The organism is Sulfuricella sp. T08 (assembly GCF_000971475.1).
Lineage (GTDB): Bacteria > Pseudomonadota > Gammaproteobacteria > Burkholderiales > Sulfuricellaceae > Sulfuricella.
Genome location: NZ_DF967536.1, coordinates 1 through 21,499 on the forward strand (window position 1 = coordinate 1; position 21,499 = coordinate 21,499).

A 21,499-nucleotide genomic window follows, 5' to 3' on the forward strand; every position below is an offset into this window, starting at 1 on the left:
CCCCTCACCCCTCACCCCTCACCCCTCACCCCTCACCCCTCACCCCTCACCCAATCCGTGGCGTGTTAAAATTCCATCCATGCATTCCCTTCCCTATTGGCGCCTGTCCGGCTTCTATTTCTTCTATTTCGCGTTTGTCGGCGCGATGGCTCCATTCTGGGGGCTGTATCTCCAATCGCTGGCATTTAACGCGTTCCAGATTGGCGTGCTGATGTCGCTGCTGCAGGTCATGCGGATGTTCGCGCCGAACATCTGGGGCTGGGTGGCCGACCGGGCCGGCAAGCGCGTCGCCATCGTCCAGATTGCGGTCGGCTTGAGCCTGCTCAGCTTTATTCCGGTGTTCTTCAGTTCCAGCTTCGCCTGGCTGTTCGTGGCGATGTCGCTGATGAGCTTTTTCTGGAGCGCGTCCCTGCCGCTGGTGGAGGCGACCACGCTCAGCCATCTCGGCGAGAAGACGGCAAAATACGGGCGCATTCGTTTGTGGGGCTCGGTCGGCTTCATCGCTGCGGTGATCGGGCTGGGTTATCTGTTCGATTACGTGGCGATCCGCTGGTTGTTGTGGGCGGTGCTGGGTATCTTGGCCACGTTGCTGCTGTTCTCACGTTACATTCCGGAGGCGGTGGTGGTGCCGCATCACACCGACCATCTGCCGATCTGGCACATTATCCGTCGCCCTGAAGTGCTGGCATTTATCGGCGCAGGCTTTTTGATGGCGGCGGCGCACGGCGCTTATTACACCTTTTATTCGATTTACCTGGTCGATCACGGTTACGCCAAGAGCAGCGTGGGGTTGCTGTGGTCGCTGGGAGTGGTGTGCGAGATCGGCGTGTTCCTGTGGATGCCGCGCCTGCTCAAGCGCGTGACGTTACGCCAGGTGTTGCTGGCGAGTCTCGCTCTTGCCGTGCTGCGTTTTCTGATGATCGGCTGGGGGGTGGGCTGGATTGCCGTGATAGTCGTTGCCCAGTTGCTCCACGCGGCTACTTTCGGCGCCTACCATTCTGCGGCGGTGGAGATGGTGCACCGTTTTTTCAAAGGCCGGCATCAGGCTCAGGGACAGGCACTCTACAACAGCGTGTCGTTCGGGGCGGGAGGGACGCTGGGCGGGCTATATAGCGGCCTGACTTGGGAGACGATGGGGCCGAATGTGACGTTTACGATTGCTGCCGCTTTTGCTTTGGCGGCGTTTGGGTTGGTGGCGTGGAAGTTGAGGTTGTAGCTTGTAAAGGAATCGTGGCGCGCCCCGTTTTCCTTGTGCAATTATCCGATTTACCAAGAAATATGCCATAATTTCTGTTTTTCGCCGTCATTAGTCAGTCATGAGCGCACAAACCCTTTACGATAAATTATGGCAGTCCCATGTAGTGCACACCGAGTCGGATGGCACTACGCTGCTTTATATCGACCGCCACTTGCTGCATGAAGTGACCAGCCCGCAGGCCTTCGAGGGGCTGCGTCTGGCTGGGCGCAAGCCGTGGCGCTTGAGCGCCAATCTCGCGGTGGCCGACCACAACGTGCCGACTACCGGCCGTGCCCAGGGCATCGCCGACCCGATTTCGCGCCTGCAGGTGGAAACCCTGGACGACAACTGCGCCAGTTTCGGGATTACCGAATTCAAGATGGGCGATGTGCGTCAGGGCATCGTTCACGTCATCGGCCCGGAACAGGGAGCGACCCTGCCGGGGATGACGGTGGTGTGCGGCGATTCTCATACCAGTACGCATGGCGCATTCGGTGCGCTGGCCCATGGCATTGGCACCAGCGAGGTCGAGCACGTACTCGCTACCCAATGTTTGCTGCAGAAGAAATCCAAAACCATGCTGGTCAGGGTGGAAGGCGCACTCGGCATGGGAGTGACAGCCAAGGACGTGGCATTGGCGATCATCGGCAGGATCGGAACGGCAGGCGGTACCGGTTACGCCATCGAGTTCGGTGGCAGCGCAATCCGCGCACTGAGCATGGAGGGGCGCATGACCCTGTGCAATATGGCGATCGAAGCCGGTGCACGTGCGGGTATGGTGGCGGTGGACGACACGACTATCGATTATGTGAAAGGCCGTCCCTATGCGCCCAAGGGCGATCTGTGGGACCAGGCCGTGACTGACTGGCACACGCTGGTGAGCGATGCGGATGCGCAATTCGACAGCGTAGTTGATCTGGATGCTGCCGCAATCAAACCGCAAGTGACCTGGGGTACTTCGCCGGAAATGGTGGTATCCATCGAAGACAAGGTGCCGGATCCCGCGCTGGAGTCTGATACGGTCAAGCGTGGCGGCATCGAGCGTGCGCTGGCCTATATGGGCTTGCAGGCCAATACGCCGATGACCGAGATTAAGATTGACAAGGTGTTTATCGGGTCGTGCACCAATTCGCGCATCGAGGATTTGCGTGCCGCAGCAGCGGTAGCAAAGGGTAAAAAAGTGGCTGCCAATGTGAAATTGGCGATGGTGGTGCCGGGCTCCGGGCTGGTGAAGCTGCAGGCCGAACAAGAAGGGCTGGATAAAATATTTGTCGAGGCAGGGTTCGAGTGGCGCGATCCCGGCTGCTCGATGTGCCTGGCGATGAACGCCGACAGGCTGGAACCGGGCGAGCGTTGCGCTTCGACCAGCAACCGCAATTTCGAAGGACGGCAGGGCCCGGGCGGCAGGACGCACCTGGTCAGCCCGGTGATGGCTGCTGCCGCCGCGATTGCCGGACACTTTGTCGATGTCCGCCAGTTGCAAGGAAGTTGAGCTTGAAGCGACCCGGCCCGCCCGGGGTGAATATTATTAGGAGAGAAGAAATGATGAAGAAGGCTGCTGCGATTGTTACGTTGATGTTCGGCATGCTGGCATTGACAGGATGCAACACCGTGGAGGGTTTTGGTAAAGATCTTTCCAAAGTTGGCGGGAAAATCGAGAAGAAAGCGGAAGAGAAGAAAGGCAACTGATGGATAAATTCACCCGGATCGATGGCCTCGTGGCGCCGCTGGATCGCGCCAACGTCGACACCGACGCCATCATCCCGAAACAGTTTTTGAAGTCCATCAAGCGCAGCGGTTTCGGTCCGAACCTGTTCGACGAGTGGCGCTATCTCGACCACGGCGAACCGGGACAGGATTGCAGCAACCGTCCGCTCAACCCGGATTTCGTGCTCAATCAGCCGCGCTATCAGGGTGCACAAATTCTGCTGGCACGCGAGAACTTCGGTTGCGGCTCAAGCCGCGAGCACGCGCCATGGGCTCTGCTGGACTATGGTTTCCTCGCGGTTATCGCGCCCAGTTTCGCTGATATTTTCTTCAACAACTGCTTCAAGAACGGCATCCTGCCGATTGTGATGAATGCCGACGAGGTCGATCGCCTGTTCAAGGAAACGGTGGCGACCGAGGGCTACCGCCTGACGGTGGATCTGGAGAAGCAGTTGGTGACCACACCGGGCGGGCACGGCATCAAATTCGAGGTGGATGCTTTCCGCAAGTACTGCCTGCTCAACGGCCTGGATGATATCGGCCTGACCTTGCAGAACGCGGACAAGATCAAGGCATATGAGGAACGGTGCAAAATCGAAGCGCCATGGTTATTTGTTTGACTAGGAAAGAATAATGAAAATTGCAGTCTTGCCGGGTGACGGCATTGGTCCGGAAATCGTCGCGCAGGCGGTCAAGGTGCTGAAGGCGCTGTCCAGCGATGGCGTGAAAATCGAAATGGAAGAAGCGCCGATCGGCGGGGCGGGCTATGACGCGGCGGGAGATCCGCTGCCTGCGGCCACCCTCAAGCTGGCGCAGGATGCCGATGCCGTGTTGCTGGGTGCTGTCGGCGGCTGGAACTACGATACCCTGCCTCGGCCGATGCGCCCGGAGCAGGGCTTGCTGCGCATCCGCAAGGAACTCAACCTGTTTGCCAATCTGCGCCCGGCATTGCTTTACCCTGAACTAGCCGATGCTTCCAGCCTCAAGCCTGAAGTGGTTGCTGGCCTCGACATCATGATCGTGCGTGAGCTTACCGGCGATATTTACTTCGGCCAGCCGCGCGGCATCCATATCAATGCCAACGGCGAGCGCGAGGGCTTCAATACGATGCGCTATTCTGAGTCAGAAATCCGCCGCATCGGGCACGTCGCTTTCGGTATTGCCAGCAAGCGCAACCGCAAGGTCTGCTCGGTGGACAAGGCCAACGTGCTGGAAACCACCGAACTGTGGCGTCAGATCATGATCGAAGTGGCAAAGGACTACCCGGATGTCGAGCTTTCCCATATGTATGTGGATAACGCGGCAATGCAGCTGGTGCGTGCGCCCAAGCAGTTCGACGTGATTGTCACCGGCAACATTTTCGGCGACATCCTGTCCGATGAGGCATCGATGCTGACCGGCTCGATCGGCATGCTGCCTTCGGCTTCCCTGGACAGCAACAACAAGGGGATGTACGAGCCCAGCCACGGTTCCGCGCCGGACATCGCCGGGCAGAACATCGCCAATCCGCTCGCGACCATACTGTCAGCGGCGATGATGATGCGCTATACCTTCAACCGCGAGGAAGTCACGCAACGCATCGAAGGCGCGGTGAAGAAGGTGCTGGCTAACGGTTTGCGTACCTCAGACATCTGGACCGAAGGGTCGTGCAAGGTGTCTTGCAGCGAGATGGGCGACGCCGTAGTGGCGGCGCTGTAAAGAATTTGATTATTCAAGATTGAGGAAAGAAAAATGATGCGAGTGGGTTTGGTTGGCTGGCGCGGCATGGTGGGTTCGGTGCTGATGCAGCGGATGCGCGAAGAAAAGGATTTCGATCATTTCGAGCCGGTGTTCTTCACCACCTCCAACCCGGGTGGCAAGAGTCCGGACATCGGCAAGGATGTCCCGCCGCTGAAGGATGCCAGGAATATCGCCGAACTCAAGGCGATGGATGCCATCATCTCCTGCCAGGGCGGCGACTATACCAAGGAAGTATATGGCGACCTGCGCGCCGCCGGCTGGAATGGCTACTGGATCGACGCCGCTTCGACTCTGCGCATGAAGGACGACGCCATCATCATCCTCGACCCGGTCAACAAGAACGTGATCAAGGACGGTCTGGCCAAGGGGGTGAAGACTTACGTTGGCGGTAACTGCACGGTTTCTCTGATGCTGATGGCGATCGGTGGCCTGTTCGACCAGGGCCTGATCGAGTGGATCAGTCCGATGACCTACCAGGCGGCCTCCGGCGCCGGCGCGCGCAACATGCGCGAGCTGATTCAGCAGATGGGCGCGATCGATAGCGAAGTGAAAGCGCTGGTGAACGATCCGGCTTCGGCGATACTGGAGATCGACCGGAAAGTGGCGGAGTTCATCCGCTCCGACCGCTATCCCGTGGACGCCTGGCCAGTGCCGCTGGCCGGTTCGCTGATTCCGTGGATCGACGTGGCGCTCGAGTCCGGTCAGAGCAAGGAAGAATGGAAGGCGCAGGTGGAGTGCAACAAGATCCTCGGTCGTTCCGACAAGCAGATCCCGATCGACGGGCTGTGCGTACGCATCGGCGCGATGCGCTGCCACAGTCAGGCGTTGACCATCAAGATGACCAAGGACGTGCCGCTGGACGAGATCCACGCCATCATCGGAGCGCACAACGACTGGGTGAAAGTGGTGCCGAACGACCGCGAGATCACCATGAAGGAGCTCACCCCGGCCGCCGTCACCGGTACGCTGACTGTGCCGGTCGGGCGCATGCGCAAGCTCAATATGGGGCCGCAGTACCTGTCCGCATTCACCGTCGGCGACCAGTTGCTGTGGGGCGCAGCCGAGCCGCTGCGCCGCATGTTGCACATTTTGATTGAAGGCTGAATTAGTGTAGCGAAGCCCCACCCGGTACGAACACAATCCGTACCGGGTGGGGCTTCGCTTTTTCCTGTCTATTCCGAGGCGGAAAGATTGCAAACTTGTAATTAATCTACCCACTTACAACCCAATGTAACATGCATGATTAGCTTGCATCCCTAACTCCATGATGTTAATTTAGTTAACCTAGCCAAAAAATCTATTGAGGGTGGCATGGATCTAAAATTTAAGAAAACAGCTTGGTTGACTGCCGGAGTGATGCTGATGGCATCTCTCCCCGCCTTTGCGGCTGGACTAGGCAAGTTGACGGTGACGTCGAACCTGGGTCAACCGTTCAGGGGGGAAATTGACCTGCTTGCGGTGGACAAGAAAGACCTCGGCTCAATCCACGCCCGTTTTGCCTCCTACGAGGCTTTTAAGGAAGCGAATATAGAGCGAGCCCCCGTGCTTTCTGCCATGCGCTTCAGTGTGGAACAGAAAAAGAACGGCGATCCCTATCTCAAGATTACCTCCTCAAAGCCTATAGACGAACCCTTCCTGGATATGCTGATCGAGCTCGATTGGCCCGCCGGTCGCCTGGTACGTGAATACACCATTCTGCTTGACCCTCCCGGTTATGGCGCTCAGCAGGCAGAAACTGCGTCGGTGGCCGTTCCGGTGGTCAAGCCTGCAGCAACTGCGCCCACACAGGCAGCGGCAGTTTCGGCTCAACCAGCTGATGCGCAGGCTGGCGCTGTAAAGCCGGAAATCAGGGCGAGTATTCCCTTGGACAAGAAGCAGCTGGCAAAAGCGGAAGTTGCCGGAGAGGGCAAGCCTGCCCAGGAAGCCTATGGCCCGGTCAGGAAGGGCGAAAATCTGTCTCGTATCGCTTCTGCCCTGAAACCGGAGGGTGTCAGCCTGGAGCAGATGCTGGTCGCACTTTTCCAGTCCAACAAGCAGGCATTTGCCGGCAACAACATGAACCGGTTGAAGGCAGGCCAAATTCTGCGCGTGCCCGAGGCTGGCCAAGTCGAAGAGCTGAAGGCGAATGAGGCCGCCAAACAGGTGAAAGCTCATTCCGCTGACTGGCATGCCTACCGTCAGAAGCTGGCGGCGGCCGTAGCCGAGGCTAAACCGGCGCAGGAAGACGCGGCCAGGCAGGCAGTGAGCGGTAAGATCACCACCGCAGTGGAAGACAAGGCCACTGCAGCGAAAGAATCCGCCACAGATGTTCTCAAACTGTCCAAGAGTGAGGGCTTGGGAGGCGCAAAGCCGGCCGCAGCAGCAGTTGGCGGCGGCAAGGATATGCAGGCGATGAAGGGGCAGATCCAGGCCATGCAGGAAGAAGCCACGGCCAAGGAAAAGGCGATCAAGGAGGCCAACCAGCGCATCTCCACCCTGGAAAAGAACATTCAGGAAATGCAGAAGTTGCTGGAGCTGAAAAATCAGAACCTGGCGGATCTGCAGAAACAAGCTGTCGCAACCAAGACGGCGCCTGCGGCATTGCCTGCCCCCGCACCCGTTGTGCCAGTGACGGCCAAGCCTGAAGAAAAGCCTGCCGCTCCCGCTGCAGAGCAGAAAGTAGCCGCAGTGGTCGCAGAAAAAGCACCCGTGGCTGAAGAAAAACCAGCAGTCAAACCGAAAAAACCCAAACCGGTGCTCGTTGAGCAGAAGCAGCCGGAAGCATCCTTCCTTGATAAAGTGATGGAAAATCCGCTTTATCTGGGTGGTGGCGCAGCGGCAATCTTGTTGCTAGGCCTGCTGGGTGTGAAAGCGGTTGTGGCTAGGCGCAGGAAAAGCGTGTCCAGTTTCGAAGACAGCATAATGACCCATGGTGATCTCAAGGCCAACACGGTCCTGGGCGGTACCAGCGGCGGCAAGGTAGACACCAGTGACACCTCGTTTTTGACCGATTTCAGTCAAGCAGGACTGGGGTCGATTGATACCAACGAAGTTGATCCCATCGCCGAGGCTGAGGTCTACATGGCCTACGGTCGCGATGCACAGGCGGAAGAGATCCTCAAGGAAGCACTGATCAAGGATCCCAATCGTCACGAGATTCGCCTCAAGCTTCTGGAAATCTATGCCGGGCGCAAAAATCTGAATGCCTTCGAAGCCGTGGCAGGGGAAATGTATGCCGCGCTTGGCGGTCAGGCCAGCCCAATTTGGGACAAGGCGGCCGAAATGGGGCGTGCGCTGGATCCGAAGAACCCGCTCTATGGCGAGCAACCGAAAGCAGCAGCTGCGATGGAGCCTGCCGCACTTGGTGATGAGATATTTGAAAAGACCATGATTGTGGCCGGTGGCACTGCGGGTCTGGTCGCGGCAGCAGAGCATGGCGTCACCCTTGATCTGGGTGGCCCGGAGATTGCTGAGGAGACTGTTGGGACCGACCTGGATTTTAATCTCGATATCGCAGCGCCTGCAGCCGAAGCCATTCCTGATGTACTGCTGCCGGAACTCCCTGAGGAGAGCCTGCCCGTTGAGGAAACTGCTGCCGATCTAGGGTTCGACCTCGATCTGGGTGCGCTGACTGGAACGAGTGCTCAAGATGAGCAATCTGAGGCCGCACCGGTTGTTGAGACAGAAGAGCCGGTTGCCGACATGGGACTGGATTTCAATCTGGATATGGGTGTTCCAACGATTGCTGAAGTTTCACCAGAACCGGCTGCGGCAACCATGGAGCCGGATGAGAACGTGATGGAGTTCGATCTTGGCGCGCCGACTCAGGCGGCACCTGCCTCACCTGCCGAGGAATTGATCAGCGCCGAGGGCTGGAAAGACGAAGTAATGGGGCTCGATATCGGCGGATTGACCACCGCCCCCGGCGCTGAGGATGAGATGGCGGAAGTCGGGGACAAACTGGATATGCCCGATTTCTCCGTTGACCAGGAAGCCGCATCTGCGAGTGAAGAGATGGAGTCCATCGAGCTTGCCGCGCTTCCCGTTGAAGAGTCTCCGCTGGATTTTGATTTCAATCTGGATCAGGAAGAACCCCCTGCGCCCTCCGAACCAAAAGGAGTGGCTGCTCCGGATCTTGACCTTTCCGGTATCAGCCTGGATATGAGCGAGCCTGGTTCGGAAAAAGTGGCGCCTATCGATTCTCCGGATGATTTCGGCAGTCAGGAAGTTTCGACCAAGCTGGATCTGGCGAGAGCCTACGTCGACATGGGCGATGTGGAAGGCGCGCGGGATATTCTGCAGGAAGTGCTGAAAGAAGGTGTGGCCGAGCAACAGGTAGATGCACGGAAGCTGCTCGCTGAACTGGGGTGATGTGTCCGTAGAAAAATCGCCGCAGGCAAGTGGTGAGTTCCTGCATCCGGCCAGCCTGATCCTGATCTGGCTGGCCTTTGCTTTTTGCGTTCCCTGGCTGCGCCCAGCCGAATTGTCAGCGATCGTACTCTTGTTTTCCTTGCCGCTGTTGCTGCGGCACTCTGCCCAGTACCTCAAATTGTTGCGTCGCAGCCGTTGGCTGTTGATTTCCATGATTCTGGTGTATGCCTTCGTTACCCCCGGCGTGGCGGCGGTTGCTGTCCTGGGTGCTTACAGTCCCAGCCAGGAAGGCTTGCTGTCGGGCGGTCTCCAGGCGCTGCACCTGCTCGCTTTGCTGGCCACGTTGGCACTATTGCTGGCGACGACTTCACGCGACCGGATATTGGCGGGCCTGTATTTTCTGCTGCGGCCTTTCGTTTTGATAGGGGTGGATATCGACCGCGTTGCCTCGCGCATCTGGCTAACCCTGCATTATGCGGAAAAGGCTGAGCGGGGCGGGTCGCGCCGCTCCGGCGAATGGCGCGAACGAATGCATGCGGCACTGCGTGGCTCAGGTCATGAAATGGTGAGCATCAAACTGGAAATCGGGCGTTTATCCCGGTCGGATTACGCGGCATTATTCTGCTCTGTCCTGGTGCTCGGGCTGCTACTGGCGCGGGGCATGTCATGAGAATCGCGCTTGGCGTGGAATATGACGGCAGTCGATTCTGTGGCTGGCAAAGTCAGCTTTCCGGCTGTGGCGTGCAGGATATACTGGAGCGAGCTATCTCCAGCATCGCCGGTGAACCCCTCCGGGTGGTGACGGCGGGGCGCACCGACACGGGCGTGCATGCGCTGCATCAGGTCGTCCATTTTGATACTGACGTGGCAAGGCCGGACAGTGCCTGGGTGCGCGGGGTCAATGCCCTGCTGCCTGGCAGTGTCGGCGTACTGTGGGCGCAGCCGGTGAGCGATGAGTTCCATTCCCGTTTCAGCGCGGTATCCAGAAGTTACCGTTATTTGCTGCTCAACCACCCGGTGCGTCCCGCTCTGCTGTCCGGCAAGGTGGGCTGGTTTCACCAGTTGCTGGACGTGGAGGCGATGCGGCAGGGGGCGCAATTGCTATTGGGCGAGCATGATTTCTCCGCTTTCCGCGCCGCCGAGTGCCAAGCCAAGTCGCCGATCAAACATCTGCAGAAAATTGAGATAGCAACAAGTGGCGAGTATGTTCTGTTCGACTTCACTGCCAATGCTTTTCTTCACCACATGGTACGCAATCTGGTCGGCAGTCTGGTCTATGTAGGCAAGGGCAAGCACCCACCAGCCTGGATGCTGGAGCTATTGGAAAATCGGAACCGTATCCATTCCGCGCCCACCTTCGCGCCGGATGGTTTGTACCTGGCTGGCATCGGATACGATCAGAAATGGGCTATTCCCCATCTTTCGAGAATGCCGAATTTTGCGTTTGGCTGAGCTGCAAATCGAAACAAGCGCCCTTCACGTTTGCCCCTTCTCCCTTTGGGAGAAGGTTGGGATGAGGGAAACGCTGTCAGTTAATGTAAAATTGTTTCCAATTTATTAGGTTGAAGCCAAAGCATGACCCGAATCAAGATATGCGGCATTACCCGGAGAGAGGATGCGCTGGCCTGCGCCCATGCCGGCGCTGATGCCATCGGGCTGGTGTTCTATCCGCCCAGCCCACGCCACGTGGAAGCGGCGCAGGCGGCGATGATTGCCCGTGCCCTGCCACCTTTCATCACCACCGTCGGCCTGTTCGTCAACCCAACTGCAAAGCAGGTGGAAGCAGTGCTTAACGAGGTGCATCTCGATGTGCTGCAATTCCACGGTGACGAGCCGCCGGAATTCTGCGCCCGCTTCGGTGTTCCTTATCTGAAGGCAATTCGCGTCAAAGCGGGGGTGGATTTGGTACAATGCGCAATTCGTTACCAGGAAGCCCAAGGTCTGCTGCTGGATGCGTATGTCGAAGGCACGCCGGGCGGAACCGGACAGTCCTTTGACTGGGAACTGATACCGGCCGGATTGCCGTTGCCGGTGATTTTGTCCGGGGGATTGGAGCCTGCCAACGTAGCGGATGCGATTCGTCGTGTGAAGCCATGGGCGGTAGATGTGTCGAGCGGAGTAGAGGCGTCAAAAGGAATCAAGGATGTGGCGAAGATCGCCGCGTTCATCAAAGGAGTACGCAGTGCAGATGTATGATTTGCCGGATCAGACCGGCCATTTCGGGCCTTACGGCGGAATTTTCATGGCGGAAACGCTGATGACGGCTGTCGAGGAGTTGCGCCAGCAATATCTGCGTTATCGCGACGATCCGGAATTCAAGGCTGAATTTGCCTACGAACTCAAGCATTATGTCGGCCGTCCCAGCTCGATTTATCATGCCAGGAATTGGACGGAACATCTCGGTGGTGCGCAAATCTACCTCAAGCGCGAGGATCTCAACCACACCGGCGCGCACAAGATCAACAACGCTATCGGCCAGGCTCTGCTTGCCCGCCGCATGGGCAAGAAGCGCGTTATCGCGGAGACCGGCGCCGGCATGCACGGCGTCGCGACCGCCACCGTGGCGGCGCGTTACGGTCTGGAATGCGTGGTCTACATGGGCAGCGAGGACATCAAGCGCCAAGCGCCCAATGTCTACCGCATGAAGTTGCTGGGCGCTACCGTGGTGCCGGTCGAATCCGGCTCGAAAACCCTCAAGGATGCTTGTAACGAGGCGATCCGCGACTGGGTTACCAACGTTGAAAGTACCTTTTACGTGTTCGGCACCGCTGCCGGCCCTCACCCCTATCCCATGATGGTGCGTGATTTCCAGTCGGTCATCGGTGAGGAAGCCAAAAAACAGATGCCGGAAATGACCGGGCGCCAGCCGGATGCGGTGATTGCCTGCGTCGGAGGCGGTTCGAACGCCATCGGTCTGTTCTACCCCTACATCACCGACGACAGCGTTAAGCTGATCGGCGTGGAAGCGGCCGGTCTCGGCCTCGAAACCGGCAAGCATGCGGCGCCATTGAATGCCGGTAGGCCCGGTGTGCTGCACGGCAACCGTGTCTATTTGATGCAGGATGCCAACGGCCAGATCATCGAAACCCATTCCATCTCCGCCGGCCTGGATTATCCGGGCGTCGGCCCCGAGCATTGCTGGCTCAAGGACAGTGGCCGCGCCGAATACGTCGCGGTGACCGATGCCGAGGCGCTGCAGGCCTTCCACGACCTGTGCCGCTTCGAGGGCATCATCCCGGCGCTGGAATCGAGCCATGCGCTGGCCTACGCCGCCAAGCTCGCCCCTACCCTGCCGCGCGACAAGATTCTGCTGGTCAACCTGTCCGGCCGCGGCGACAAGGACATGAACACGGTGGCGGAGTTGTCGGGAATCAAGTTCTAGGAACAGCTTATGTCACGCATTGCAGCCACATTTAGTACGTTAAAATCTCAGGGTAAAAAAGCCCTGATCCCCTTCATTACCGCCGGTGATCCCGGACCGGACAAGACTGTGCCGCTGATGCACCGGTTGGTGGAGGCGGGGGCGAATATCATCGAACTGGGCGTGCCGTTTTCCGATCCGATGGCAGATGGCCCGACCATCCAGCGTGCGTCCGAGCGGGCGCTCAAGCATGGCGTCAGCCTGCGCGATGTACTCGGCATGGTGGTCGAGTTTCGCAAGAAGGATACGCTGACGCCCGTGGTGCTCATGGGGTATGCCAATCCGATCGAGGCGATGGGCTATGAGCCGTTCGCAACAGCTGCGGCAGCGGCCGGAGTGGACGGCGTCCTGACGGTGGACTATCCTCCAGAAGAGAGTGCTGCCTTCGTCGAACACCTTGGTCGCCATGGCATCGATCCCATCTTCCTGCTCTCGCCTACCACGCCGGAAGCGCGCATGGTGCAGGTTGGCAAACTGGCGCGTGGCTTCATCTACTACGTTTCTCTCAAGGGGGTGACGGGCGCGGCTACTCTCGACACCGCCGAAGTGGCGAGGAAAATCCCGCAGATCCGGGCGGCCGCCAGCCTGCCTGTGGGTATCGGCTTCGGCATTCGGGATGGTCAGGCTGCAAGAACCATGTCGCAAATGGCCGATGCTGTGGTGATTGGCAGCCGCATTGTGGAAGAAATAGAGAATTCGACGGCTGAATCGTTGCTGGATAATGTTTACAACCTGGTGAAGGGCTTCCGGGATGCCATGGATGGCAAATGATACAGTCATCAGCAGACGGTTTTTCAGTGTTCAGTGAGAGCGCGGTTTTGCCGCTTGTTCATAAACTGACGACCGAAGACTGATCTCTGATTTACTACCGAAGGAAAGAAAATGAGCTGGTTCCAGAAACTGCTACCTCCGAAAATCAAGCGCAAGTCAGAGGGCACCAAGAAAAGCATGCCCGAAGGCTTGTGGAGCAAATGCCCTTCCTGCGAGGCCGTGCTGTATCGCGCCGACCTCGAAAAAAATATGGAGGTGTGTCCCAAGTGCAGCTATCACAACCGCCTGTCGGCACGAACCCGGCTCGATTTGCTGCTCGATCCGGAAGGCCGTTTCGAAATCGGCGCGGAACTGCAACCGGTGGATTTTCTCAAATTCAAGGACAGCAAGCGTTACACCGACCGTCTGACTGAAGCGCAGCGCGACACCAGCGAAACCGATGCGCTGGTGGTGATGCAGGGCAGCATCAAGACCCTGCCACTGGTGGTGGCTGCGTTTGAATTCAAGTTCATGGGCGGCTCGATGGGCTCGGTGGTGGGCGAACGATTCGTGCGCGGCGTTCAGGTCTGCGTCGAGCAGAATCTGCCGTTCGTATGTTTTTCCGCCAGCGGCGGTGCGCGCATGCAGGAAGGACTGACCTCGTTGATGCAGATGGCCAAGACCAGCGCTGCGCTGACCCAACTCTCCAAAGCCAAACTACCGTTCATCTCGGTCTTGACCGATCCGACCATGGGCGGTGTTTCCGCCAGCTTTGCCATGCTCGGCGACACCATCATTGCGGAACCCAATGCGCTGATCGGTTTCGCCGGCCCGCGCGTGATCGAGCAGACGGTGCGCGAAACCTTGCCGGAAGGCTTCCAGCGTTCAGAATTTCTGCTTGAACATGGCGCTATCGACATGATCGTGGATCGGCGCGAACTGCGCGACCGGTTGGCCAATCTGATCACCATGATGATGCGCTTGCCGCCTGCGACGGCTTGAGCCCTGAGTTGCGAGTGCTGAGCCCTGAGTGGAAAGACCCTGTTCAAGCTGTTCTTCCATGAACTCAGCACTCAGCACTCAGCACTCAGCACTAAACAGCCTGACCGAGTGGTTGGGCTATTTAGAACAGCTGCATCCCAAAACCATAGACCTCAGCCTCGATAGGGTGGCCGAGGTAAAGCAGCGGCTCAACCTGAGTCCCTCATTCCCCATCATCACTGTCGCCGGCACCAACGGCAAGGGTTCGACCTGCGCCATGCTGGAAGCGGTCTTGCTGGCCGCAGGCTACCGTGTCGGCCTGTACACTTCGCCGCACCTGCTGCGCTATAACGAGCGGGTGCGGATTAATGGCGAAGAAGTGAGTGATGCAGACTTGTGCGAAGCATTTGCCGCCGTCGAACAGGCGCGCGGAAAGGTATCGCTAACCTATTTCGAGTTCGGCACCCTGGCCGCGGTATGGCTGTTTGTCCGTGCCGGACTGGATGTGGCAGTTCTCGAGGTAGGTCTGGGAGGCCGACTGGACGCAGTTAATGCTTTCGACACTGACTGCGCGGTCCTGACCACCGTGGACTTTGACCATATGGATTATCTCGGCGACAGTCGCTTGGCGATCGGTCATGAAAAGGCCGGAATTTTCCGCGCAGGCAAGCCGGCTGTTTGTGGCGAGTTTGACGTGCCTTACAGTGTATTGGCCCATGCCGAGAAAATCGGTGCGAAACTGCGCCGGATCGGTCCCGATTTCGGGTATGACGACCTGGAGCCGAACCAGTGGCGTTTTACCAGCAGGGACGGGCTGCGCCTGTCTCTGCCTTATCCCGCCTTGCGTGGCACCTATCAACTGGGTAATGCCTCGACATGCCTGGCCGCGCTGGAACAGCTCAGGGCGAGGCTGCCGGTAGCCCACGACGATATTCGCTGTGGCTTGCTGGAGGCGGTAGTGCCTGGCCGTTTTCAGGTGCTGCCAGGACGGCCGCAGCGGATTTTTGATGTGGCTCACAATCCCCATGCGGCGAAGGTTCTGGCCGAAAACCTTCGTGCCATGCCGCCGACGGGGAAGACCTTCGCTGTTTTTGCCATGTTGCACGATAAGGATATCGCCGGAGTCGTGCGGGCGATGAAGGAACAAGTGGACCTGTGGCTGGTCGCCGGGATCGGCCAGCCGCGCGGTGCGAGCGCTGAGGAGCTGCTGCGGGTCATGGAACAGGAGGGTTTGGCGCAACGTGCCGAGGCGTTTACGTCAGTGGCGGAAGCTTATCGCCATGCCTGTGCCAAGGCGGCCGAAGATGATAAAATTCTGGTCTTTGGTTCTTTTTACACCGTCGCGGAAGCGATGACATTAACTGCGGCTGGGGGATGACGGGTTTATGGCAAATCAGCATGCAATGAGCGACGAGGAAGTCCAGCTCAGGCGGCGGGCAAGACGGCGCCTGATCGGGGCAGTCACCCTGGTTGCAGTGATGGTGATCGCCCTGCCCATGGTGCTGGACGGCGAGTCCAGGCAGTCAGGCCAGGATATCGCCATCAACATTCCAGCACCGGGTTCGAGCGGAGACTTCGCTCCCCGGACCGCCCCCGCGCAACCGAAGTCAGCCCCTTCTGCTCCGCATCCACAGGCCGAGAAGGCCATGCAGGCGCAGGTCTTAGCCGAAACGCAAATCTCGCAGGTTGCGCCCCCTGTCCCGCCCGTCAAGGTCGCAGAACCCGCCAAAGCGCCTGCGGCAGCAGCTTCCGCCGAACTGGCACCGGCAGTCAAGGAGCCCGCTTCCCAGCCGAAACACAAGGACGAGAAATCCGCTGCGGTTACCCCCAAGCAGGAAAGTGTGCCATACGTGATTCAACTGGGCGCGTTCGCCAATCCGGCCAATGCCAAAGAGCGCCAGTCCAGGCTGACGGCTCTGAAGGTCAAGTTTTATACGGAAACAGTGAGAACGCCGAGCGGCGACAAAGTGCGCGTGCGCGCCGGCCCTTATGCCACCCGCCAGGAAGCAGACCGGGTGCAGGCGAAACTCAAGGCGGCGGGTATACCAGATGGCGTGGTTGCTGAAAAAAAGTGATGGGTTAAGGGTGATGGGAAAAGTCAAAAGCGGCGCGGTATGGGTTTTGCCCATTACCCATCCCCGAACGATAAGATGATGGTTTTTGATTACGCGGTGCTGGCCGTTGTCGGTATCTCCATCCTCCTCGGCTTGTTGCGTGGGCTGGTGCGCGAAGCGCTTAATCTGCTGGCGTGGGTGGCGGCATTCTGGGTAGCCAATGCCTATACGGTGGAAATCGCACCCTTGCTGCCGGAGGCAATCCCGACCGAGTCGGTGCGCTTTGTCGCCGCTTTTGTTCTGCTATTTCTCGGCGCGCTGTTGCTGATGAGCCTGGTGACGATTGCTTTAGCGGAGTTGGTGAAAACCCTGAAGCTGGGTGCATACGACAAAGGTCTGGGCGCGCTGTTCGGTGTGTTGCGGGGGGGGCTGATCGTCCTTACGCTGGTGCTGCTGGCGGGGATGACCAGCCTGCCACACCAGGGATTCTGGCGCAATGCGATGTTCAGTGCGCCGTTGGAGGCGTTCGCGGCGGATGTGAAGCCGTGGCTGCCTGAAGGCTTGTCTAAACGTATCAGTTACGAATGATCCTGGGATAATCGAACCATGTGCGGAATTTTAGGAATAGTGGCGAAAAGCCCGGTCAACCAGTTGCTCTATGACGGCCTGCAAGTCCTGCAGCACCGCGGGCAGGACGCGGCGGGGATAGTCACTGGCGAGGGGAATACTTTCCATATGCACAAGGCCAACGGCCTGGTGCGCGACGTGTTCCGCACCCGCGACATGCGCAATCTGCTCGGTAACATGGGGATCGCCCATGTACGCTACCCTACGGCAGGGAGCGCTTCTTCCTCCGCCGAGGCGCAGCCGTTCTACGTCAATTCACCGTTCGGCATCGTCCTCGGCCACAACGGCAATCTCACCAACACCGAGCAGCTGAAGGAAGACCTGTTCCACCAGGATTTGCGTCACGTCAACACCAGTTCCGATTCCGAGGTTCTGCTCAACGTCCTGGCGCACGAGTTGCAGGAAAATGTTTCCAATCACCAGCTCGATCCCGCCGCCATCTTTGCCGCAGTGGCGGGTGTGCATCGTCGTTGCCGTGGTGCTTATGCGGTGGTGGCAATGATTGCCGGTTATGGTCTGATCGCTTTCCGCGACCCCTACGGCATCCGCCCGTTGGTGATCGGCTATTGTGATACCGAACTGGGGCGTGAGTATCTGGTTGCATCGGAATCCGTTGCGCTCGATGTTCTGGGCTTCAAGCTGCTGCGTGATGTAGCGCCGGGCGAGGCAATCCTGGTCGATGTGGAGGGCAACTTCCACAGTATGCAGTGTGCTGCCAAGGCTTCTCTCAATCCGTGTATTTTCGAATATGTTTACCTGGCGCGGCCGGATTCGGTGATTGACGGCGTATCGGTGTACGAAGCCCGGCTGCGCATGGGCGAGAGCCTGGCCGAGAAAATCCGTACCGACTTCGGCCACCTGAAAATCGACGTGGTGATTCCGATCCCCGACACCAGCCGCCCCAGCGCACTGCAGCTGGCAAACGCGCTGGGAGTGCCCTACCGTGAGGGCTTTATCAAGAACCGCTACATCGGCCGCACCTTCATCATGCCGGGCCAGGCGATGCGCAAGAAGTCGGTGCGCCAGAAGCTCAACGCCATCGGCGTCGAGTTCCAGGGCAAGAACGTGCTGCTGGTCGACGATTCCATCGTGCGCGGCACGACCAGCCAGCAAATCGTGCAGATGGCGCGGGAGGCCGGCGCCACCCGGGTATTCTTCGCCTCGGCCGCGCCGCCGGTGCGTTACCCCAACGTCTACGGTATTGACATGCCGACGCTGCAGGAACTGCTCGCCACCGGCCGTAACGATGAACAGATTGCCCGCGAGATCGGCGCCGATGCGCTGATCTACCAGAATCTCGATGCGCTGGAGCACGCCGTGCGGATGATCAACCCGGCAATCACCTGTTTCGATACCTCGTGCTTCGACGGCCGCTATATCACCGGCGATATCACCCCGGAGTATCTGGCCAAGATCGAGCATGCACGCAACACCCCGCGTCCGTCGAGCGACTCTTCATCGAGCAAGCAGCTGGATCTGAACCTGGCGAGGGAAGAATGAACGAACACGACGATTACGAGCTGGAAACCCTGGCGATCCGCGCCGGCATCGAGCGCAGCCAGTTCAACGAGCATTCCGAGGCGCTCTACCTGACTTCCAGCTTCATCTTCGGTAGCGCCGCAGATGCCGCAGCGACCTTCTCAGGACAGAAGCCGGGCAATATTTACGGCCGCTTCACCAATCCTACTGTTACCGCCTTCCAGCAGCGCCTGGCGGTGCTGGAAGGGGCGGAAAGCTGCGTCGCCACCTCGTCCGGCATGTCCGCCATCCTCGCCACCGTGATGGGCCTGCTCTCCGCCGGCGACCACATCGTCTCCTCGCAGAGCCTGTTCGGTTCCACCGTGCAGTTGTTCGGCAACATCATGAAACGTTTCGGCGTCGAAACCACCTTCGTTTCCCAGACCGATGTCGCTGCCTGGCGTGCGGCGCTCAAACCCAACACCAAGCTGTTGTTTGCCGAGACGCCATCGAACCCGCTGACCGAGATCTGCGACATCGCCGCCCTGGCCAAGGTCGCCCATGATGCCGGTGCGCTGCTGGCGGTAGACAACTGCTTCTGCACCCCGATCCTGCAACGCCCGCTCGACCTCGGCGCGGATATCGTCATCCACTCCGCCACCAAATATCTCGACGGACAGGGCAGGGTGCTGGGTGGTGCCGTGCTCGGCAGCAAAGAGGTGATAGACCCGGTTTATGTCTTCTTGCGCACCGCCGGCCCTACCATGAGCGCTTTCAACGCCTGGATTTTCCTGAAGGGCATGGAAACCCTCAAGCTGCGCATGGAAGCGCATTCGCGCAGCGCTCTTGAGCTCGCGCTGTGGCTGGAACAGCAGCCGCAGGTGGAGCGGGTTTATTACCCCGGCCTGCCCTCACACCCGCAGTACACGCTGGCCAAGCATCAGCAAAAAACGGGCGGCGGTATTGTCGCCTTCGACGTCAAGGGCGGCAAGGATGCCGCCTGGCGCGTGGTGGACTCGACCCAGATGATTTCGATCACCGCCAACCTGGGCGACACCAAAACCACCATCACCCATCCCGCCACCACTACCCATGGCCGCATCACTCCCGAGCAGCGGGCAGCAGCGGGGATAGGGGATGGTTTGTTGCGGGTTGCGGTTGGGTTGGAGGCAATTGGGGATATTCAGGGGGATTTGGCGCGGGGGCTGAAACCCTGAAATGGCTTGCATTTTATATCGAAAAGAGTATAAATCAAGTTGAAGCCAATTTACTGGCTGGGCGATAGCAGAAAAGCGGTATGCGATTTTTCTGACGATGCGAGAAGGGATGCGGGATTCCAGTTGGACCGCGTGCAACGCGGGAAAGAACCGCACGATTGGAAACCGATGAGCGCCATCGGATCGGGCGTCAGGGAAATTCGCATCCATGAGGAGAACGAATATCGCGTGCTCTATATCGCCAAATTTGCAGAAGCCGTCTATGTGCTACACGCTTTCACCAAGAAAACCCAACAGACTCGCAAAGAAGATTTGGAATTGGCGGCACAGCGTTATCGCCAGTTGGCAAACCAAAGAGACGTAAAATGAGCGGGGTGCAACAAATGAGCAAAGAGAATTTGATCATCGAGCAAGGCAGCGGCAACGTGTTTGCCGACCTGGGTTTCCCGCCCGAAGAAGCGCAAAACCTGATCCTGCGGGCTGAGTTGATAAACCAGATTGAAGATTACGTGGTCAGCAGCGGCATGACGCAGCAGCAGTCGGCGAAGAAACTGGGAGTAACCCAGCCGCGACTGAATCTATTGCTGAAAGGTAAAATCAATGAATTTTCCATCGATGCGCTGGTGAACATGGCCGCCAAGGCAGGAATGCAGGTTGAAATGAAGGTGAAGCGGGCCGCCTAGGCAAATTACACAGGGGGGAGGAGTTTGCCGCTTTGAGGCCGCATTTTGCGACCTCAAACGAGAAGCCAGCCGGGCGCGGGGGCTGAAGGCTTAGTTGTTGCGCTTCGCGCGGGTGATTGATTGCCGGGGGCAGCCCGGCGGGCTGGTTGCTTTCTTTTAACGGCTAAAGAAAGTAACCAAAGAAAGCCGCCCCTATCCACCCCCTTCGCTACGCTTCGGGTTCCCTGCGTTGCTTGCCAAGCCGGGCTGCTGCGGAACTCGCGCTTTGCGCTCAGACAGTCCTCGCAGAAATCCCCCCGACTTGTCTGCGCTACTCGGCGGTGGCCCAAGGGGACCAAACATCAAAACCGAACCACCACGCCCAGCCCTCCCCAGCGGGGAGGGCACCCAAAACATGGGCTTCGCCCACAAAACCCAAATCCCCTTCTGCACCGCTTCGGTTTGACGGCCAAATTGGGATGAAGGCGAGCACTGTTCGAGCTCCGCAGCAGCTTGCGTTTTGTGCAAGCTGTCAGGGCGAGTTGCGCAGCCGCCCAATTTGACCGTCAAATCGAAGGTAGCCCGCAGGGCCGGCGTGGCAGGGTGCCCTTTTGTTTGGTTACTTGTATTTTGGGCAATGCAAAATAAAGTAACCTGCTGCCGGGCTGCCCCCGGCATCTAAACATCTGCGCGAAGCGCACCTTTGCTGTACCACTTTTCCCCGGATTCCGCTTCACTCCATCCAGGCTACTCTCTCATTCTCATTCGGATGGCACTTGCCAAAATGACAAATAAATCGTTTAATCCAATCTGGATATGCCTGTTAGGTATGGATACTGTAGTGCTTTAAACGAATTCCCCGCGCACCTGATCGAACAAGCGCGGCGAAGTAGACAAGATGGCAGCATCAGTCATTTTTAGGACGTTCACTTAACGTTGGGTGTCTGCCCACTCAATTCACCAAACCCTAGGAGAGGCTGCTTTATGCCAAAGCAAATTGAAGCTCACAATTGGTCTACCACCTTTCGAGAGCTATTGAGCAACGAATCTCGAACCTTGGATATCCAGCAATACGACTTTTGCCTAAACGAGTGGAAGGATGCTCATGACAAAAAAATGATCACCAACTACTTGCTCACGATTCTGTTGTTTTGTGCCGGGCTATGGGCTGTCTGGGAAAGCGCGTTCTTTATGGCCGTGCTGCTAAGGAAGCCCTGAACAAGTTCCTGAACCTGTAAAATAGCGGACATCATCAATCGACTGAAATTGCCCATGAAACAACTCAGTTTTGCAGC

General features: G+C 58.4%; 20 protein-coding genes. All 20 read left to right on the forward strand.

From position 1 onward, the window contains the following. Nucleotides 1–79: 79 nt before the first annotated feature. The 20 genes from SCT_RS08645 to SCT_RS08735 all read left to right on the forward strand — a co-directional run bounded on the left by SCT_RS08645 (nucleotide 80) and on the right by SCT_RS08735 (nucleotide 20,225). Nucleotides 80–1,216, forward strand: a complete 1,137-nt coding sequence (locus SCT_RS08645) for an MFS transporter (RefSeq protein WP_059421711.1) — start codon at nucleotides 80–82, stop codon at nucleotides 1,214–1,216. Nucleotides 1,217–1,316: 100 nt separating this feature from the next. After that, on the forward strand, nucleotides 1,317–2,729 hold the full coding sequence (gene leuC / locus SCT_RS08650; RefSeq protein WP_059421713.1) for a 3-isopropylmalate dehydratase large subunit: 1,413 nt from the start codon (nucleotides 1,317–1,319) through the stop codon (nucleotides 2,727–2,729). A 50-nt stretch (nucleotides 2,730–2,779) separates the two neighbouring features. After that, nucleotides 2,780–2,926: an entericidin A/B family lipoprotein gene (locus tag SCT_RS16770; protein ID WP_082098257.1), complete on the forward strand. Its 147-nt coding sequence runs from the start codon at nucleotides 2,780–2,782 to the stop codon at nucleotides 2,924–2,926. After that, a complete protein-coding gene (gene leuD / locus SCT_RS08655) occupies nucleotides 2,926–3,564 on the forward strand; it encodes a 3-isopropylmalate dehydratase small subunit (protein WP_059421715.1) in 639 nt (212 codons plus the stop codon). Before SCT_RS16770 ends, leuD begins: the two co-directional genes overlap by 1 nt. A 13-nt stretch (nucleotides 3,565–3,577) precedes the next feature. Then, nucleotides 3,578–4,642 (forward strand): 3-isopropylmalate dehydrogenase, encoded by a 1,065-nt coding sequence (gene leuB, locus SCT_RS08660; protein WP_059421718.1) that lies wholly within the window; start codon nucleotides 3,578–3,580, stop codon nucleotides 4,640–4,642. A 33-nt stretch (nucleotides 4,643–4,675) separates the two neighbouring features. Then, nucleotides 4,676–5,788, forward strand: a complete 1,113-nt coding sequence (asd, locus tag SCT_RS08665) for an aspartate-semialdehyde dehydrogenase (RefSeq protein ID WP_059421722.1) — start codon at nucleotides 4,676–4,678, stop codon at nucleotides 5,786–5,788. Nucleotides 5,789–5,995: 207 nt separating this feature from the next. Next, the gene (locus SCT_RS08670) at nucleotides 5,996–9,034 is read left to right on the forward strand and encodes a FimV/HubP family polar landmark protein (RefSeq protein WP_059421726.1); all 3,039 of its coding nucleotides are present in this window, start codon (nucleotides 5,996–5,998) and stop codon (nucleotides 9,032–9,034) included. Continuing rightward, nucleotides 9,003–9,704, forward strand: a complete 702-nt coding sequence (locus SCT_RS08675; protein ID WP_059421729.1) for a CbiQ family ECF transporter T component — start codon at nucleotides 9,003–9,005, stop codon at nucleotides 9,702–9,704. The genes SCT_RS08670 and SCT_RS08675 overlap by 32 nt, the downstream gene beginning before the upstream one ends. Beyond that, on the forward strand, nucleotides 9,701–10,486 hold the full coding sequence (truA, locus tag SCT_RS08680; RefSeq protein WP_059421731.1) for a tRNA pseudouridine(38-40) synthase TruA: 786 nt from the start codon (nucleotides 9,701–9,703) through the stop codon (nucleotides 10,484–10,486). The genes SCT_RS08675 and truA overlap by 4 nt, the downstream gene beginning before the upstream one ends. A 123-nt stretch (nucleotides 10,487–10,609) precedes the next feature. Then, nucleotides 10,610–11,230: a phosphoribosylanthranilate isomerase gene (locus tag SCT_RS08685; protein WP_059421732.1), complete on the forward strand. Its 621-nt coding sequence runs from the start codon at nucleotides 10,610–10,612 to the stop codon at nucleotides 11,228–11,230. Further along, nucleotides 11,217–12,416 (forward strand): tryptophan synthase subunit beta, encoded by a 1,200-nt coding sequence (gene trpB / locus SCT_RS08690; RefSeq protein ID WP_202812136.1) that lies wholly within the window; start codon nucleotides 11,217–11,219, stop codon nucleotides 12,414–12,416. The genes SCT_RS08685 and trpB overlap by 14 nt, the downstream gene beginning before the upstream one ends. A 9-nt stretch (nucleotides 12,417–12,425) precedes the next feature. Next, nucleotides 12,426–13,226: a tryptophan synthase subunit alpha gene (gene trpA, locus SCT_RS08695; protein ID WP_059421737.1), complete on the forward strand. Its 801-nt coding sequence runs from the start codon at nucleotides 12,426–12,428 to the stop codon at nucleotides 13,224–13,226. Nucleotides 13,227–13,337: 111 nt separating this feature from the next. Then, the gene (gene accD, locus SCT_RS08700) at nucleotides 13,338–14,207 is read left to right on the forward strand and encodes an acetyl-CoA carboxylase, carboxyltransferase subunit beta (RefSeq protein ID WP_059421741.1); all 870 of its coding nucleotides are present in this window, start codon (nucleotides 13,338–13,340) and stop codon (nucleotides 14,205–14,207) included. Nucleotides 14,208–14,265: 58 nt separating this feature from the next. Continuing rightward, nucleotides 14,266–15,564 carry a bifunctional tetrahydrofolate synthase/dihydrofolate synthase gene (gene folC, locus SCT_RS08705; RefSeq protein ID WP_059421744.1) on the forward strand — a complete coding sequence of 433 codons (1,299 nt, stop codon included), beginning with the start codon at nucleotides 14,266–14,268 and terminating at the stop codon, nucleotides 15,562–15,564. A 7-nt stretch (nucleotides 15,565–15,571) separates the two neighbouring features. Continuing rightward, on the forward strand, nucleotides 15,572–16,261 hold the full coding sequence (locus tag SCT_RS08710; protein WP_059421754.1) for an SPOR domain-containing protein: 690 nt from the start codon (nucleotides 15,572–15,574) through the stop codon (nucleotides 16,259–16,261). Between the two features lie 75 nt (nucleotides 16,262–16,336). Continuing rightward, on the forward strand, nucleotides 16,337–16,828 hold the full coding sequence (locus SCT_RS08715) for a CvpA family protein (protein ID WP_059421764.1): 492 nt from the start codon (nucleotides 16,337–16,339) through the stop codon (nucleotides 16,826–16,828). Between the two features lie 18 nt (nucleotides 16,829–16,846). Beyond that, nucleotides 16,847–18,367: an amidophosphoribosyltransferase gene (gene purF, locus SCT_RS08720; RefSeq protein ID WP_059421756.1), complete on the forward strand. Its 1,521-nt coding sequence runs from the start codon at nucleotides 16,847–16,849 to the stop codon at nucleotides 18,365–18,367. Then, on the forward strand, nucleotides 18,364–19,542 hold the full coding sequence (locus tag SCT_RS08725; RefSeq protein ID WP_059421758.1) for an O-succinylhomoserine sulfhydrylase: 1,179 nt from the start codon (nucleotides 18,364–18,366) through the stop codon (nucleotides 19,540–19,542). Before purF ends, SCT_RS08725 begins: the two co-directional genes overlap by 4 nt. A gap of 39 nt (nucleotides 19,543–19,581) precedes the next feature. Beyond that, nucleotides 19,582–19,911, forward strand: coding sequence for a type II toxin-antitoxin system RelE/ParE family toxin (locus tag SCT_RS08730; RefSeq protein WP_059421761.1), 330 nt, complete (start codon nucleotides 19,582–19,584; stop codon nucleotides 19,909–19,911). Nucleotides 19,912–19,925: 14 nt separating this feature from the next. Next, the gene (locus SCT_RS08735) at nucleotides 19,926–20,225 is read left to right on the forward strand and encodes a helix-turn-helix domain-containing protein (protein WP_059421766.1); all 300 of its coding nucleotides are present in this window, start codon (nucleotides 19,926–19,928) and stop codon (nucleotides 20,223–20,225) included. The last annotated feature ends 1,274 nt before the right edge of the window (nucleotides 20,226–21,499 follow it).